Here is a 16,453-nt window from a genome sequence, read left to right as displayed (position 1 = left end):
TTTTCAGCAGCCTTTTCGCCCAAATTTAATTATTGCAATTGACAAATAAGTGTTTCCGTTATATGGTTAATTACATAACTAACTAACCAATTAACAATTCATATATAAAAGGAGGTGGACGTTCGTTGAGGTCCTCATTGGATGAAAGTAAACCAATTTTTCTACAGATACGAGAAACAATCGAAGACGATATTGTGGACGGCATATTAAAGGAAGAGGAACAGGCGCCTTCGACCAATCAGCTGGTGGCTTATTACAAGATCAATCCGGCTACCGTTTTAAAAGGAATCAATCAACTTGTTGATGAAGAAATTTTATATAAGAAAAGGGGTGTGGGGATGTTTGTTGCCAAAGGAGCACGCAGACGGCTATTGGAAACCCGCAAGCAGGCATTTAAAGAAGAGTACGTCTGGAGAATGGTGGAGGAAGCAAAGAAGCTCGGTATTACTATAGACGAAGTCCAGGAAATGATGCAGTCCATGAAGGGGAGAGATTATCAATGACCGCGATGAGCATAAAAGCTGATCAATTATCCTTAAAGCTCGGAAAAAATAAAATCATTAAAGACATCACGTTTGAGCTGGAAGGTGGGAAAATTTACGGTCTGCTTGGCCGAAACGGTGCTGGTAAAACAACGCTTCTGTCCCTGCTGGCCGCTTTTAATAAGCCGACAGGCGGACGTATTACCGTTGATGGGGAAGATACCTTTGAAAACAGAAAAATGATGGAAAGTATTATGTTTGTGCGCGATGTAAAGAGAGACGATGAAACAGAAACGGTCAAAAAATGGATGGAGGGGCCGGAGGAATTCCGCCCGAATTTTGATCGTCCCTATGCAGATGACCTCGTCAGGCGATTTAAGCTCCCCCTGGATCAGCAGGTCAATAAGCTTTCCCGTGGCATGCAGTCCGCCTTAAGTGTAATAGTCGGACTCGCCAGCAGGGCGCCGATAACGATATTTGATGAAGCTTATTTAGGAATGGACGCGCCGGCCCGAAAGCTTTTTTATGATGAAGTACTGCAGGATTATATGAAGCATCCGAGGACGATCATTCTTTCCACCCACCTTATCTCGGAGATGGATTCCTTGTTCGAAGAAGTAGTGATGCTGCAGGAAGGGTCGATGCTGCTTCATGAATCAGCAGAGGAATTATCAGCTCGTGGCACAACAGTAACTGGGCAAAAGGAAAACGTCGACCGTTTTATTGAAGGGAAAAAAGTTCTGAATAATCAAGTACTCGGCGCCACGAAGTCAGCGATGGTGTATGGAGAGATTACGGACAATGACAGGAAAGCAGCAGGTGCTCTGCAGCTGGAATTAGGCCAAATGGCGCTTCAGGATTTATTTATCTATTTAACGGAGGAGGAGAATCATGATAGACAATAAGGCAGCAAAGGTCTATTTCGGAATGCTGGTGACGTTTTTACGATGGACCGCATGGTTTGTTTCTATATTTATTTTGAGTCATATTGTCCTCCTGATTATATTTGCAAATGTGGACGGGTCGATGGAATGGACGGTTCTTGAAACGTCGGTGCAGGCTTCGCGGATCTATCTACTGGTTCTCGGTATCATGACGACAATCGGCTTCCTTCCTTACTTTATTGAAAATGGAGTCACCAGAAAGGATTATTTTTTCGGGATGGCTGGCGCCTTTGTGACGATGAGTGTGATTCTCACGATCATTATTGGAATAATGATTGGACTTGAGAGAGTGATTTTTTCCTTCATGGGCTGGAACCAGCTCTTTGGAGACTCTGTTGCAGCGTCAAGCGGCGGCGGGCTGGCAGCAATGTTCGCAATGACTTTCTTTCAGCTTATCATCTTTTATTTAATCGGCTGGTTTATCAGCACCGGCTTTTACCGCTTCCACTGGCTGATCGGTCTCGGTTTTATTGCGCTTGGAATTGTGATGATTGCGATGTTTAATTATGTGTGGGGCATCGAAGATCACATTCCTTGGTTAAGCTGGATCCCAGTGGGCGAGCAGACGACCTTTACAGCTGTTTTCCTCACGATTATTATGGCTTCGATTCTGACAACGATCATGCGGCTTCTAACAAAAAATGCAGCAGTCAAAGCATAAATAGAATATTCACTCAGGCATATATTGCAAACGTCTCAGATAAATAGTTTCGTTTTACTAGAAAGAAGGTATTTATAAGGCAATGGGGCCGGGAAGATGGAAGATTACTATAATAAAAGAGGTCACATGAAACCCGACGACATGAATAAATTTTTAGAAACATTTGACGATCCAGTACTCAGAAAACAACTTGAGAATATGCTCAAGGCTGTCTACCGTCAAGGCTATGAAGACGGTAAGAAAGCGAGACAGCAGAATTAAAAAGAAGAGCGGGTTCTTCTCCCAGCTGCTAAGGACCTCCAACCTTTTCAACACCAATGCTTCCCGTCCCCAGTCGAAGGGGCTGTCTCAAAGTGAAATTCACTTTGAGGCAGTCTCTTTTTGTGCTTTTAGGTAAAAGCATAGGAATGCTAATGCTTTCGTCATTTGAAATGGCGGCAATCCAGGTTTTATTAAAATACCTAGATATATCTTGTGTTCTGGTGGTGTACTTTTACTGGTTCTCCCAACCTTTGAACGCATGGATTGTCAGATATCATGAGACGTCTGCGGTTGCAGGGTGCTGCATGATTGCAAGCGTATGTATTTCTGTTCAATCCACCATTTTACGCAGAAATCCCTCACAATAGGAAGGATATTCATCATTTGCTGGTTTTATCCCAGCTCTCTTTTTTTTCATAAAACATATTAGTTGAAGGAGGGAAACCGGAGTGATAACTTAAATGAATACTAATCTAGCATTATCAGGAGCATTAGGAAAGGTTGCATAATATGGAAAACTTGACTGGTTTCAAACGGGTGCGGTTTATAATTCTGCTTGGTTCGCTCGCCGCTCTCATTCCGTTGACAATTGATATGTACCTGCCGGCTCTGCCGGAAATCGCTGATGCTTTTGAGACAAACGCTTCTTTTGTTCAGCTCAGCCTGACTTCTTGTTTATTGGGGCTTGCGCTTGGACAGCTGGTTACAGGTGCCCTCAGTGATGTGCAGGGAAGACGTAAGCCGTTAATTACTTCCTTGGTTACATATATTGCTGCCTCAGTGGTTTGTATCTTTGCGCCGAATATTTTCGTTTTGATTGCCGGCCGCTTTGTGCAGGGATTCGCTGCTTCTGCGGGACTGGTTATATCACGGGCAGTCGTTAGGGATGTAAGCAGAGGGCCGGAGCTGACGAAGCTGTTTGCGCTATTGATGCTTGTTCATAATCTTGTGCCGCTGCTTGCTCCATCTGTTGGCAGTGGAGTTCTATTATTTTCTAACTGGACCGGCATTTTCCTTATCCTTACCCTGCTAGGCGGGCTGCTGCTGCTTACCATTGTGTACCGGCTAACAGAGACGCTGCCGCCGGAGGAACGCGTCCCAAGTAATTTGAAAACGACCTTTCGAAATTTTGATTCTCTGCTGAAGGATAAGGAATTTACCGGCTACGCTCTCGCGCAGGGTTTTATGATCGGCGGAATATTTGCGTATGTAGCGGGTACTCCGTTTATTTATCAAAATATTTACGGAGTATCTCCGCAGGTTTTTAGTATCCTTTTTGGTATGAACGGTATCGGCCTTATTATCGGTACTTCGACAGTTGGCCGCTTTGCCCACGTGGTTCCGGAGAAACGTTTTTTAGAAGCGGGCTTGGTTCTTGCGTTTCTGACCGGACTTATTCTTTTCATCGTAACAATAATAGAGGGACCATTGTGGGGCTTAGTCGTGCCGATTTTCTTTTTTGTTGCTTCCATTGGTGCTGTTGCAACCGCTTCTTTTTCAATGGCGATGGAGACAAAGGGCCACATTGCCGGAAGTGCTTCCGCGCTGCTCGGGGTGCTGCCTTTTATTTTTGGTGCAGTGACTGCCCCATTGGTTGGAATTGCCGGAGAAGATACAGCGGTACCGATGGGCCTGACTATTTTTGGGATGAGCCTGATTGCGCTATTAGCCTATTTTACTTTAGTAAAAAAACAGGGTGAAAATAAATCGAAGTAATCATCTGAAATGCAGGAGCAACAAAACGAATGTAATAGATAAGCAACGTTATTGTAATGGAGAAATAAGTTTAAAGATGTATAAATCAGGAATATTATGTAATGAAACCCCTTACCACTAGTAACGATTATTTTAGGAGGGATTTTTACGTGAGTAAATCGAAAGAGTTACTGAGGGAAGTAAAGGAAGATTTAGAGCTGCAGCAGGTGAACGGCGGTTCCTGCAGCTGGTATGACGTGTACTCTGAAACGATGAATGCAATGTTCAGCTGCCATATGGGGTCGCTCTGCACCTCTGATCAGCCGTCTGGATCTTCCGGCGGAAGCGGAGGATCGGGAAGTTCCGGCCACAGCTGCGCATCCATCCAGGGTTAACATGTAACTTATAAGGCAGGGCTGCACACGCGTGTGCAGCCTTTGCTTTCTAGATGGGGAGGGATGATCGTGATAGACCAGGAAGCACTATGGTTCAACCAAACCAGCTTACATAAATTAAAAGATGGGCTGCTGGCTCAATTTGGTGAATTTGAAGAACTGTCTTTGATAGATCATCGGCTCGAATTGCTTAATAACATCATTGTTATTCCAGACTTTTGGAATGAGGTGATCGGGGCAGAATATAGTTCTTTTCCATTGTTTGCTGATAAGGAAGAAGCACGAGCAGAACTTTCCGGCCATCTGGATCCAGGCAGTGAAACAGTGACAGCGGTAGTGCTCACACGTAATGAGGAACGTTCCATTCACAGATGTCTTCAAAGCCTTCTAAACGAAGTCGATGACATCGTCATTATCGATACTGGCTCGTCCGATGCTACCTTATCGATCATTGAGTCCATTCAATCTCCTCTCATTCATGTCCACCATGAAGAATGGAAGGACGATTTTTCCGCTGTGAGAAATGTCGGCATCGATAAATCAGCGGGGGATTGGATATTTTTTATTGATGCGGATGAATGGATCAGCAGGGAGAGCAATGGGAAAGTAAAGCCGCTGATTCAAATGTTCTCCAGGTTTCCTTTAAAGCATTCACTTACTATTTCTCCACTGATCGTGGAAAAAGATAAATCCAGTGTGGTTGGGGTGAAGCGAATTTTTCATCGCGCAAGCGGGATTCGTTTTTTCGGGGATGTACATGAAGAGCCGCGGAAAAATGAAGACCCAACCTTAGAATCCCAGGAGAATATCAATATAGAGCTGAAGGTGGAGCATGATGGCTACCAGGAGGATATCCTTCAGTCTAAAAAGAAAATTGAGCGGAATATTTCCCTGCTGCAAAAAGTAAGAAAAAAAGAACCGGAAAATCCGCGCTGGATTTATTTTTTAGTTAGAGACGGCATGGAAAGGTTTTCTGCGGATGAGATGGAAATGCTTTTTCAGAAAGGATTTGCTTTTTGCAGGGTTGAAAACTACCAAAGCAGCAAGAATTATACGATCCCTCTCACGAGGCTGCTTTTGCAGTATCGATTTAAGCAGAAGAACTTTAAAGAGGTTTACAGAACTGCTGAACAATTGGAAAAGTACCACCCTGAAGACAGCGATGCGCTCTTTTTTTCAAAGCTTGCCAGATTGTTTGAGCTGTGGGAGGAGCAAAAAAGAATGCTGCAGGAGGTTGTCCAATTCCGGGATGGACAGTCCGGAAATGAATATGGAGCCCTCCACCCGGAAGGCCTGCATATTGACTGCCTGATAGGTGCATTGTTGTTTGAAACCGGTATGTACGAACGGGCAAAGGAGTATTTTGACTTTCTGGACAGTCAAAATGTCATGAAGCCGGTTCAGGAGATGTATCAGCAGGCATTTTCCAGGTTGAGAGAGCTTTAATTATCCCTTAAACATGTCAAGAGGTGGTATGTCTATGGCAGCACGGGTCCCCTTTATTGCTCAGATGGAAACAAGCGAGTGCGGCCTCGCTTGTTTCGCCATGATCTTAGGCTATTATCAGCATCATACCTCGCTTCATGAACTTCGGGAGCTCTATTATTCTCCTAAGGACGGCTTATCATTCTATCAGTTAAAGCATATAGCGGAGGAGTATCATCTCCTGCCCACATCTTATTCGCTGGAAGGTTATTCTCTGTTTGATTTGAAAGAAGAAGCCATTTTTCCGTGTATTCTTCATTGGGAAGGCAATCATTTTGTCGTACTCGAGAGGCTTACAAAAAAGCATGCTTTTGTAGTTGATCCAGCAGCAGGCCGGAGAAAACTGTCCCAGACGGAGCTGGATGAAAAAGCGACGGGTTATATTATGACATTTGAAGGCGGAGAGAAGCTCCACTCAAGAAAAAAGCCCTCCTATTTAACATTTTTGCTTTCCTTTGCCTTCCAGTTAAAAAAACATTTATTCTGGCTGCTTGCTGTGACGCTTCTTTTTATCATCATTACATTAATGGTTCCTTTATTAACAAGGTGGGCTACTGACACGATACTCGTCCCTGGTTCCGGTGAGCTGCTTCCTGTTTTTGGTGTCTTCATTCTTGCATTAACTGTTGCGAGATTTATCCTGTCCGTGGGAAGAGGCTATATTGTCGCCCGTTTTCAAAAGCTGCTGGATCAAGCAATCATGACACATTTTATCTCACACCTATTAAAGCTTCCTTATTCATTTTTTGAGAATCGCTCAAAAGGAGATCTGCTGTACCGGGCCAATGCCAATGTACATATTCGGGATATTCTTTCGACACGGGTGGTCGGGACGATTGTGGATGGCTTTCTTATTGCTGCGTTGATGATCGGTATGCTTGCTCAGTCACTTCTTTTGGGTACCATTGTTATCGCGTGCAGCCTTATCATTTTTATCGTTCTTTTATTAAGTACAAAAATTACGAGAAATTATACGAATAAACAGGTATTAACGCAGACAAAAACACAGAGTGTTTTAGCAGAACAGCTTGATGCTGTAGGAGATATGAAGGTGCTTGGCTTAAAGAATCATATGTACGAGGAATGGGCGGACAGCTTTCAGGAGCAGGTGAATGTGTTCGAAAAGACGGCCAGATGGACGACATGGCTCAACACTTTTTCCTCCACGATACAATTCGTGATGCCGCTCTTTCTTCTATGGCTCGGAGGTTACCAGGTAATAAACGGATCCCTCACCCTTGGGACGGTTCTTTCGATTTCTTCGATGGCAAGTATGTTCTTAATGCCCATTGTTTCAATCGGGAGCGGCTACATGCAGATTATTTTCTTAAGCTCCATTTTGCAGCGCCTTTACGATGTATTACTGCAGGCCCCGGAAGAGGATTCTGCAGAAATTTCCTTCTCGGAGGAGATGATATCCTTGTCTCACGTCAGCTTTTCTTATGGAAAATTTGAAGAGGACGTGCTGAGCGAAATGCATTTTTCTATAAGAAAAGGTGAAAAGGTCGGTATTATCGGTGATTCAGGCTCAGGGAAAAGTACAATTGCGAAGCTGGCTGCCGGCTTGTACCAGCCAACATCCGGCACCGTTTTCTACCATGAAGAGCTGCAGGCGTTATCTGAAGAGGGTCTGCTCTCCCGGGGGATAGGGGCAGTACTGCAGGAAACAAAGCTTTTTAACCGCAGTATTTTAGAGAATATTACGGTCGGAGTGGAGCAATATTCGATGGAGAATGTGATAGAAGCTGCCAAGCACGCCTGCATACATGAGGAAATTGAAAAGCTGCCGATGAAGTATGAAACGGTCGTCTCAGAAGGAGGGACAAATTTCTCTGGAGGCCAGCGTCAGCGGTTAATTTTAGCCCGTGTACTGTTTCGCCGCCCAATCGTCCTTATTTTGGACGAAGCCACCAGTGCATTGAATCCTTCTATGGAAGCGGCTGTAATAGAAAATCTTAACCGGTATTATCCCACTCAAATTATTATTTCTCATCAACGATCACTGCTCAGCCAGGTGGATCACATTTATAAAATGAAGGATAAACAATTAGTGAGCGAGGTTACCATGGAATAGACAACAGGTCGGAGAAAAAGGTCTTAGTGAAGCTAAGGCTTTTTTTGTACGATAAATTCATTCACCTGGTCGATTTAAAGATTCATTCATCGTGTCAAACTTATAGGAAACAATATATTGAGAGACAAGGAGGACATATCATGAAAACTTTAATAATAGCTGGAAGTGCCAGAGAGCATTCTAATTCAGGAATTATTGCATCCATCGTCGACGAGGTGCTGCAGAATTCAAGGGAGGAAACGATGTATTTTGATTTATCTGTGCATACGCTTCCTATCTTTTCCGGTACTGTTTCCGAAGAGACGCATCCGGACATTCAGCTGCTGAGAAGCTATGCAGCGAAAGCAGATGGGATTATCATTTGCACGCCGGAGTATCACAGCAGCATCAGCGGAGCGCTGAAAAATGCACTGGATTTTCTTGGGCCAGGTCAATTTGAAGGGAAAGCAACAGCTATTTTAGCAGCAGCAGGAGGAGGCAAGGGCGGCATTAATGCTTTGAACACTCTCCGTCTTATTTTACGAAGTCTTCATGCAGAGGTATTATCGGATCAGCTTGTTGTTGATGCAGGACGGATAAATCCGAGGAAAGGAACCATTGATCCACAGCTTCAGCAGAGGTTGGAGCAATTGCTGCAGCAATACATGAAATGGATCGAAATTTACAAGAGGCTGAACAATAAATCCGAAAATAAGATTATGAAATAAATATTAAGGGTACTGTGGTTGAGGTAATTTCGTATTATCAATAATTCTGAAATGAGGCAGCCCCTATGACATCAAAGCAGACACAGGACACCTCTTCCGCAAAAGCACCGGACCTGAGAGATCCACAGAATATATTAACAATTATTGTTATAGTTATCGGTGCCGCTCTTGCTTATGCGGCGTATGATTTTTCTGGATGGCAGTTTGTACTATTGTTCGCAATTGGAATAATTATCGGCTTTTCATTATTTCATGCAAGATTTGGATTTGCTTCCGTGTACCGGCAAATTGTCGAAACCGGAAATACAGAAATGCTTCGTGCTCATATGCTGATGCTCGCCACAGCCACGACGTTGTTCGCACTGATATTAGCATTACACCTTGGCTTGTTCGGTAATGTGCCGATGGGTGCGACTTCCCCAATTTCGGTTGGGCTGATCATCGGCTCGTTTATGTTCGGATTCGGAATGGAAATAGGAAGCGGACTGGCTCCTGCAGCGATGTATCGGGCAGAAGGCAGCCGGACAGCTTCGATATTTACTATTTTAGGTTTTTTAATAGGAGCGACAGTGGGGGCGGTTCATTTTTCTTTCTGGAATGAGGAGCTCCCGAGTATCCCTGAAGTTTCCCTCGCACTCGATACGCCACTTGGCTATAGTGGAGCCTGGGGACTACAGATTGCAATATTTGCAGCAGTCGGAATCGGTTCCTATATGTATAAAAAAAGAAAACAGCCCCCTCCGCTTCCGCCGCTTCCTTCCGCTCCAGACTGGAGAAAGGTCATATTTGGATCCTGGCCGCTCTGGGTTGGTGCTGTCCTTTTGGCAGCAGGGAACGCGGCAGTGTTGGTCGTGCAGGGTGAGCCGTGGAAACTAACCGCTGCGTTCACATTATGGGGCTCTAAATTAGCTGATGCTCTGGGCTTTCAAGCGAGTGAATGGGGTTATTGGGGGGAACAGGAGCCCCTCAGCGATCTCACCCAATCCGTCTTTATGAATGAACTGAGTGTATTAAATTTTGGTGTATTGATTGGAACAGCTATCACCCTTACTCTTGGAGGATTGGTACGCTTTGGTAAAATCCCCCCTCGTATCGGAGTGGTGGCTTTACTAGGTGGTACGTTTATGGGGTATGGGGCTTGTATTTCTTTTGGAGCGAATATTGGCGCATACTTCAGCGGGATAGCCTCGTTCAGCCTGCACGCATGGATCTGGGCTCCTCTGGCTATCTTTGGAACGTATACGGCATATTTTACAGAGAAAAAATTTCAGCTTACCCGTTCTGTCTCTAGGGAAACAGGAAAAAATTAACACGGAGCTTTCTTTTGACCAGTACCGAAATAACGGTGCTGGTTTTTATATTTCTTGCGGGCTTGCTGAAACGTATTATTTAATTTTTCGTAATAGTAAAAATGATAACAAGAAGCGCGGAAGGGTGAAAAATGAGATGAGTGAATATTCAGTTCAGGAATTTATTAACAAAACAAAAAAACGAAGCGAGCCAAAGGACGGATTTGATTTAGAAACGGACCGTCTCCTTGAGGTGGAGCTTACTAAGAAAATATGGGCGAAGGTCGGTTCGATGGTTTCGTATACTGGAAATATTAAATTTGAACGCGAAAGAATGTTGGAACACGGAGCTTCAAGGATGCTGAAAAAAACATTTACGAGTGAAGGAGCAAGCCTGATGAAAGCCTTTGGCCAGGGAACTCTGTTTCTTGCGGACCAAGGGAAAAAGGTAACTATTCTTGAACTTCATAATGAAAAGATTACGGTGAACGGCAATGATCTGCTTGCCTTCGAACCAACGATTGAATGGGACATTCACTTAATGCGTAAACTTGCCGGTATGATGTCAGGGGGACTTTTTAATATTTCCCTTGACGGCAATGGAAAGGTTGCGATTACGACTTATTACGAACCGCTCACGCTCCTTGTCGAACCTGGGAAACCGGTTCTTACAGACCCTAAGGCAACGGTTGCCTGGTCCGGACACCTGCAGCCGGAATTTCGAACAGATTTCAATTATCGCACCTTTATTGGAAGAGGAAGCGGTGAATCCATTCAAATGGAATTCGACGGCCATGGATTTGTGATTGTGCAGCCATATTTTGAAGGACGAAGGGGAGGGTCGAGATAAACGATATGCGGACACTGGTACGCAGCCAGCCCACGGGAAGTTCGGAAAAGGAAAGCGGCGAATTCTGCAAAAAAGGCAGCAGCACTCTGTCAAAAATATTATCCCCTGAAAGCTGTTTAATGAAATCCAGCACTTATATGTAATAAATTCCTATGATTTTCCACCCTTTTACAATATATGGAGTCGTGTTACCTTGAACTCGACAAACCATTATGTTTTTTAAAAAAATATTAGTGAGGTGAGGGTATGGGAAAGCATTGGATTACATTATTGAACGGGTTATTAATCTTTGCTGTTGTTTTTTCAACTTTTGCACTATCTGCCGGCCACGCTGCCCCGGCACAGCCAAACGAAAAAGACATGGATGAAATGATGCTGAATGAACGTGATTCGGCACTTGTCAAGGCTACCTTTTATAACACAGAGACTGGTACATTCGAATTGGATGAAGAAATTGCCAGGGAACATTATAATTTCTCTGACGAGGCTCTTTCCTCTATTAAGATCGCGATGGAGGACATATCCCCGGAGCAGGCAGAACAGCTGATGGCAGATGCTAATATTGATATATACGATACGGAAGAAGAGGACGGAGCCAGTACTCAGGTTGCTCCGGCGCTGATCTGGGGCGGTATTGCTGTGATCGGCATTCTGACCGGCGGTGCTCTTATTTTCTCCTCCATGTATTTCAACCATCAGGAAAAAACACAGTTAATTGACAGATGCTACGATGAGGGCGGCAATCCGGTCGTTTCCAATCAGGACAGTGCGGGAGTGAACGGAACGACGGATAGTGGAGCGGCTGAACGGGCCGGCGGATACACGTTTGAATGTGTTAATTAAAATGGAGGTGGAAAGTAGATGGATTATGTAACGCTGTTCTTTGCAACCTTATGCATTACGATATTAGGCTCTCTTGGAATGGCTATGTACTGCACGATAAATGATTATAAAAACAAACGTAGTTCATCATCTGAATAATTAGGAAAGAGAACAAGCTGTTACTGATGCTTGTTCTCTTTCAGTGTTTGTCGATATTTCCCGGGAAATGTCAGGTGTCCTCAGCTGGCATTGTGATATTTTTCGCCGATGAATTTCGAGATATCGCTGATAAAAATTCAATTATCGCTGAACACAATCGAAAAATCGCCGATCCTCTCCTCATTTATAAAAACTAGCAAAAAACCTGCTGCATCTTTGAATTGATACAGCAGATTCTCCTCAGCCGGATGCTTCTATTTCTCTGGCGGCTGCAAATGCTCCTTTAGCTTCTCAGAGGTGTCGCGCAGCTTCTGCTTATCTGGTACATAGTAATAGGTATCGTCAATTTCCTTACTTTTTCCTTCAATTTGAAGCTGTTCAATGTTGTGTCTGGTGTTTTTGTAATTGGACTGCAGATCCCAGGCATCCTTCAACCTGACATTTGTTTTAATATTTTTCTCAACAATATCAAACATATCATCGATTTTCGTAAGAGAAGATATGCTTGCTCCTTTTCTAATGACTGCTTCTAACACCTGCTGCTGTCTGGCCTGGCGTCCGAAATCACCACGCGGGTCATCATAGCGCATCCGCGCGTATCCAAGTGCTTCTTTCCCGCCTAATTCGAGGGTGCCCTCTGGATAGTGAGTATCCCTAAAGGTAAAATCTAAATCATTTTTTACTTCGACACCGCCTAGCGCATCCACCACGTCGGTAAAGCTTTCCATGTTTACTTTTAAAACATAATCCACCGGAATATCTAATAAATTTTCGACGGTTCGAATCGTCTTTTCGGAGCCTCCGTAGGAATAGGCATGATTAATTTTATCCTTTTTATCTTTTCCATCAATTTTTACACGGGTATCCCGGGGAACACTGACCATGTTTATTGATTCATCCGAGGGATTTACGGTTAATAAAATGAGGGAGTCGGTACGGCCTTCTTCGTCATCGACGCCCATTAATAAAACAGAAAGCGGGTCCCCATCCTTCGGGCGGACAGGCTCCGCGCGCTTTTCTGATTGCTCCCATTCAATTTCTTCGTTCATATTTGCCAGCGTTTCTGAGGTCATATGCAGAAAGTAATTACCCATACCTAATAATGACACGAAGAAAATTGTAAATATAACTAATAATATTCTTTTGATTTTCACAGGGATCATGCTCTCACCTAATTTGTATGCCATTATTCAGAGTTAATATTTGCAGCATAATTACGCTGCCGGGCCGACATCATCCTGATAATTCCGTCCGGTTCGCTCCACCTTATTCCAGTCTCTATTAAAGAAGTAAGCGATGCTTCCATAGAGAACGAAGTACATCGTGATGAATCGGTAGACAAAGATATCAAAGAAAATTGTCAGCAGTAATTTCCATTTATCTTTCTTATCGAAAACAAAGCCATAATGCTTTCCCATTCTGAGAGCCATCAGATTATAGGCCAAGCTGAATAGAAAAATATACGTCACGTAAAACGCGATAAAAAACAGATAGGAAGAAGGCGGACTGACAATCATATTTGCGATCACGATAATGGTAGTAACGTAAGCTGCCATGGTCCCGACAAAAAAAGATTCGATTACATAGAAAAACGAAACCGCTTTTGAAATTAACGTTTTTCCGAAGAAAGAACGGAAATGAAAGAGGCAGTCAATGAAAGCTTTTTGCCAGCGGACACGCTGCTTAAATAAGTCCTTCCAATTTTCCGGAAGCTCCGTGTATCCCACTGCTTCGGGCAGAAATATTATTTTTTTATTTTTTAGCTTCGCTATGTATCGATGAATCCTCAGAGTGATGTCAATATCTTCACCGATCGTTCTGCGGTAGCCGCCGGCTTCAATCAATACCTTCTTTCTAAATATTCCGAACGCACCCGAGATGACAGCGAGCGAACGAAAGCGGGCAAGGGACATTTTTGTAATGTAGAATGCTTTTAGAAAATCCAGTACCTGAACACGTAACAGCATATTCGTGCGCAGCAGTGACAAATGTTTAAGAGGTCTGGAGGTTTTTGTCTGCAGCACGTGAACCATGCCGCCGGCAGCGACGACTGAATTATCCTCAAATTTATCATTGACTACTGATAATGCTTGATCAGTAAGAATGGTATCAGCATCAAGTGTTACGACAATCCCTTTGGCTGAATATTCAATACCTGCATTTAACGCATCTGCCTTGCCTCCATTTTCTTTATCCAGTACAAAAATGTGAGGGTAAAGCCTCGACTGGTAAAAGCGGTGTACTTTTTCATGTCCGAGTTTTTTGAGTGGAGTTCGTGTGCAGGGGGCTAAATCTAAGATTGAATACAGGGACGACAGTGTCTGGTCGCTGGAGCCGTCGTTTATGTAAATGACCTCAAACGCAGAATAAGAAAGAGACTGCATGCTGCTCACTGACGTGTCAATAATGTCCTTTTCATTGAAACAAGGGACTAGAATGCTGATTCCTTTTTTGTTACTGCATGGTTTGACTTTTCCTTCCTCGAGGTCCCGAAACCAAGGGAGACAGTGCAGCAGATGCAGCGAAGGAAAAAATATACACAAGCAGAACAAAATAATAAAAAACATAGCCAAGTGTATCCACTCCCTTCTTAAATGAAAATCTTTTTCAGTTCACAAGTGAAATGATTGCACGAATAAGATTTTTTGGAAAGGGATATCTATGAAAAACCTGCCTAATACCTATGTTCATTGGAAATTTATAGGGTAATATCAATTTATTTTCCTATTAATATAAAATAATAGGCACTAATGAACTGATTACGACTTCACATACTATTAATAGTAATCATCGAATTTCCTTATATGTCAGTAGTTACGGAATTTAATTAAATGCTAAAACTTAATAAAAGTTTTATAGTAAAGATTTATCAATATACATGACTTTTGATTAATTTTTTGTAAAATTTCTACGGTGTCAGATTTTTTGTGTTAGGATGAACAGCGTTAAAATCTTAATATTTGGTGGTGAGTTATCTTGCTGAAGGTTACATTATCGTTCAGTCTGTTATTGAATCTCTTATCATCCGGCACGTTAGATCCACAGGAAGAAGTAGACTCTGTGGAAACGGAAGATAATTATGGAGTAACGGCATCGCATCCGCTTGCTGCAGAAGCGGGAATGGAGGTACTGGAAAACGGAGGTAATGCTGCGGATGCAGCGGTCGCAGTGTCATATGCTCTCTCTGTGGTAGAGCCTTTTGGCTCAGGCATAGGCGGAGGAGGTCAGGCTTTGCATTTGGATTCAGATGAAGAGACGCCAAGCGTGTATGACTACAAAGTAACTGCTCCTTCGAAAGATGAGAAAAATGGGAAAGTCACTGGTGTACCTGGATTTGTAGAAGGAATGGATACCTTACATAGTGAGCATGGATCGGCATCCTTTGATGACTTGATTGATCCGGCCATAGAGCTTGCTGAAGACGGATTTGAAGTGGATCCGATACTGGCAGAGCGCCTCGACGGTGCAATTTCAAGAGTGGACGTAGAAGAATTAGATCATTTTTATCCTGATGAAGAGCCGATTGAATCCGGTGAAACACTGAAGCAGGAGGAACTGGCAGATACGTTGACAAAAATAAAAGAAGACGGGGCAAGTACTTTTTATGAAGGGGAACTCGGAGAAAGCTTTACAGATGAATTTCCACATGTCGATGCTGAAGATCTAGAAGATTATGAGGTTACCGAGCCTGAGCCTGTGCAGGGAGAGGTGAATGGAGGAACAATATTTTCAGCCAGTCCACCTCTTTCAGGGGTTCCATTTGTTCAATCTCTAAAACTTGCAGAGCATCTCGACATTGAAGAAACCGAAGATGATGAAACTCAGTTTGCACATTTGATGTCAGAAATTTCAAGAGTGACTAACAATGATAAAATAAATGAGGTCGGTGATCCGTCAAACGAGGATGTTGATGCAGATGAGCTTGTCAGCGACGATTATATTGAAGAATTGGCTGACGAGATTTCGACCACGGATTTAGGCACAGATTCAGCCGGGGAGGATGAAGCTGCAGAGGACGAAAATACTGATACGACTCATTTTGTCGTTGTGGATGAAGAAGGAACCATGGTTTCCGCAACAAATACGTTAAGTAATTTTTTCGGATCCGGTGAGTACGTTGATGGATATTTCGCAAATAACTCAGATAAATACTTCAGTGATCTGAGCAGCTCTCCGAACAGTTATGAGCCGGGGAAAAAAGCGCGAAGCTCCACGGCACCAAGTATTTTTGTGAATGATGATAGGATACTCGGCATAGGCACTCCCGGTGGCCAGAGAATTCCTAATGTGATGACACAGGTGCTCGCCAGAAATTTTTATTTTGACGAGACACTTGAAGAAGCAGTGGATGAAAAACGTTTTCACGGGTATAAGGGGACATTTTTCGCTGAACCAGGCTTATCCGAGGACGTTACGGATGACATGGAAGAGCGCGGTTACAGTATAAGAACCAATCATCATACGATGTTTTTTGGTGGCATACAGGCACTTGAAGTGGATGCTGAAGACGGGAGTGTAACCGGAATCGCAGATGAACGGCGCGGTGGAAAATGGGACTCTACGAATAAATAACTCGGAAGAGAGCAACACTTGCTTTTTACCTATGATTTTTCGTACAATGGAGGATGA

The 16,453-nt window shown here is 43.5% G+C and carries 15 protein-coding genes; 13 read left to right on the top strand and 2 right to left on the bottom strand.

Translation table 11 applies throughout. From position 1 onward, the window contains the following. Window positions 1-125 precede the first annotated feature (125 nt). From ACE4RR_RS00635 to ACE4RR_RS00580, 12 genes are all read left to right on the top strand, one after another. Window positions 126-503 (top strand): GntR family transcriptional regulator, encoded by a 378-nt coding sequence (locus ACE4RR_RS00635; protein ID WP_375533458.1) that lies wholly within the window; start codon window positions 126-128, stop codon window positions 501-503. Then, window positions 500-1,387, top strand: coding sequence for an ATP-binding cassette domain-containing protein (locus tag ACE4RR_RS00630; RefSeq protein ID WP_375533457.1), 888 nt, complete (start codon window positions 500-502; stop codon window positions 1,385-1,387). Before ACE4RR_RS00635 ends, ACE4RR_RS00630 begins: the two co-directional genes overlap by 4 nt. Continuing rightward, window positions 1,374-2,087, top strand: a complete 714-nt coding sequence (locus ACE4RR_RS00625) for a hypothetical protein (RefSeq protein WP_375533456.1) — start codon at window positions 1,374-1,376, stop codon at window positions 2,085-2,087. Before ACE4RR_RS00630 ends, ACE4RR_RS00625 begins: the two co-directional genes overlap by 14 nt. 96 nt (window positions 2,088-2,183) lie before the next feature. Then, entirely contained in the window at window positions 2,184-2,348 is a 165-nt protein-coding gene (locus tag ACE4RR_RS00620; protein ID WP_375533455.1) for a hypothetical protein, read from the top strand. A gap of 510 nt (window positions 2,349-2,858) precedes the next feature. Further along, the gene (locus ACE4RR_RS00615) at window positions 2,859-4,064 is read left to right on the top strand and encodes a multidrug effflux MFS transporter (RefSeq protein ID WP_375533454.1); all 1,206 of its coding nucleotides are present in this window, start codon (window positions 2,859-2,861) and stop codon (window positions 4,062-4,064) included. A gap of 149 nt (window positions 4,065-4,213) precedes the next feature. After that, window positions 4,214-4,438 (top strand): hypothetical protein, encoded by a 225-nt coding sequence (locus ACE4RR_RS00610; RefSeq protein ID WP_375533453.1) that lies wholly within the window; start codon window positions 4,214-4,216, stop codon window positions 4,436-4,438. 69 nt (window positions 4,439-4,507) lie between these two features. Next, window positions 4,508-5,884: a glycosyltransferase gene (locus ACE4RR_RS00605; RefSeq protein ID WP_375533452.1), complete on the top strand. Its 1,377-nt coding sequence runs from the start codon at window positions 4,508-4,510 to the stop codon at window positions 5,882-5,884. 34 nt (window positions 5,885-5,918) lie between these two features. Next, window positions 5,919-7,997, top strand: coding sequence for a peptidase domain-containing ABC transporter (locus tag ACE4RR_RS00600; protein WP_375533451.1), 2,079 nt, complete (start codon window positions 5,919-5,921; stop codon window positions 7,995-7,997). A 140-nt stretch (window positions 7,998-8,137) separates the two neighbouring features. Continuing rightward, window positions 8,138-8,704 (top strand): NADPH-dependent FMN reductase, encoded by a 567-nt coding sequence (locus ACE4RR_RS00595; RefSeq protein ID WP_375533450.1) that lies wholly within the window; start codon window positions 8,138-8,140, stop codon window positions 8,702-8,704. A 65-nt stretch (window positions 8,705-8,769) separates the two neighbouring features. Continuing rightward, a complete protein-coding gene (locus tag ACE4RR_RS00590) occupies window positions 8,770-10,014 on the top strand; it encodes a YeeE/YedE family protein (protein WP_375533449.1) in 1,245 nt (414 codons plus the stop codon). A gap of 136 nt (window positions 10,015-10,150) precedes the next feature. Then, complete coding sequence (locus tag ACE4RR_RS00585) at window positions 10,151-10,843, top strand: AIM24 family protein (protein ID WP_375533448.1); 693 nt, start codon at window positions 10,151-10,153, stop codon at window positions 10,841-10,843. 246 nt (window positions 10,844-11,089) lie between these two features. Beyond that, window positions 11,090-11,686, top strand: a complete 597-nt coding sequence (locus ACE4RR_RS00580) for a hypothetical protein (RefSeq protein ID WP_375533447.1) — start codon at window positions 11,090-11,092, stop codon at window positions 11,684-11,686. A 392-nt stretch (window positions 11,687-12,078) separates the two neighbouring features. Here ACE4RR_RS00580 and ACE4RR_RS00575 read toward each other — a convergent pair whose 3' ends face one another. Then, window positions 12,079-12,978, bottom strand: coding sequence for an LCP family glycopolymer transferase (locus ACE4RR_RS00575; RefSeq protein ID WP_375533446.1), 900 nt, complete (start codon window positions 12,976-12,978; stop codon window positions 12,079-12,081). 60 nt (window positions 12,979-13,038) lie between these two features. Continuing rightward, window positions 13,039-14,391, bottom strand: coding sequence for a glycosyltransferase family 2 protein (locus ACE4RR_RS00570; protein ID WP_375533608.1), 1,353 nt, complete (start codon window positions 14,389-14,391; stop codon window positions 13,039-13,041). 409 nt (window positions 14,392-14,800) lie between these two features. Between ACE4RR_RS00570 and ACE4RR_RS00565 the strand changes: the two genes are divergently transcribed. Further along, window positions 14,801-16,396: a gamma-glutamyltransferase family protein gene (locus ACE4RR_RS00565; RefSeq protein WP_375533445.1), complete on the top strand. Its 1,596-nt coding sequence runs from the start codon at window positions 14,801-14,803 to the stop codon at window positions 16,394-16,396. Window positions 16,397-16,453: the final 57 nt, after the last annotated feature.

It is taken from the genome of Alteribacillus sp. HJP-4, assembly GCF_042139015.1.
Classification (GTDB): Bacteria; Bacillota; Bacilli; order Bacillales; family Marinococcaceae; genus JBHIKY01.
This window is presented reverse-complemented; position numbering and strand designations above follow the sequence as displayed.

Excerpts from the sequence above, each read along its gene's own strand:
- ACE4RR_RS00630 (WP_375533457.1), top strand. The coding sequence starts at position 500 with ATGACCGCGATGAGCATAAAAGCTGATCAATTATCCTTAAAGCTCGGA.
- ACE4RR_RS00625 (WP_375533456.1), top strand. The coding sequence starts at position 1,374 with ATGATAGACAATAAGGCAGCAAAGGTCTATTTCGGAATGCTGGTGACG.
- ACE4RR_RS00620 (WP_375533455.1), top strand. The coding sequence starts at position 2,184 with ATGGAAGATTACTATAATAAAAGAGGTCACATGAAACCCGACGACATG.
- ACE4RR_RS00615 (WP_375533454.1), top strand. The coding sequence starts at position 2,859 with ATGGAAAACTTGACTGGTTTCAAACGGGTGCGGTTTATAATTCTGCTT.
- ACE4RR_RS00600 (WP_375533451.1), top strand. The coding sequence starts at position 5,919 with ATGGCAGCACGGGTCCCCTTTATTGCTCAGATGGAAACAAGCGAGTGC.
- ACE4RR_RS00595 (WP_375533450.1), top strand. The coding sequence starts at position 8,138 with ATGAAAACTTTAATAATAGCTGGAAGTGCCAGAGAGCATTCTAATTCA.
- ACE4RR_RS00590 (WP_375533449.1), top strand. The coding sequence starts at position 8,770 with ATGACATCAAAGCAGACACAGGACACCTCTTCCGCAAAAGCACCGGAC.
- ACE4RR_RS00585 (WP_375533448.1), top strand. The coding sequence starts at position 10,151 with ATGAGTGAATATTCAGTTCAGGAATTTATTAACAAAACAAAAAAACGA.
- ACE4RR_RS00580 (WP_375533447.1), top strand. The coding sequence starts at position 11,090 with ATGGGAAAGCATTGGATTACATTATTGAACGGGTTATTAATCTTTGCT.
- ACE4RR_RS00570 (WP_375533608.1), bottom strand. The coding sequence starts at position 14,391 with ATGTTTTTTATTATTTTGTTCTGCTTGTGTATATTTTTTCCTTCGCTG.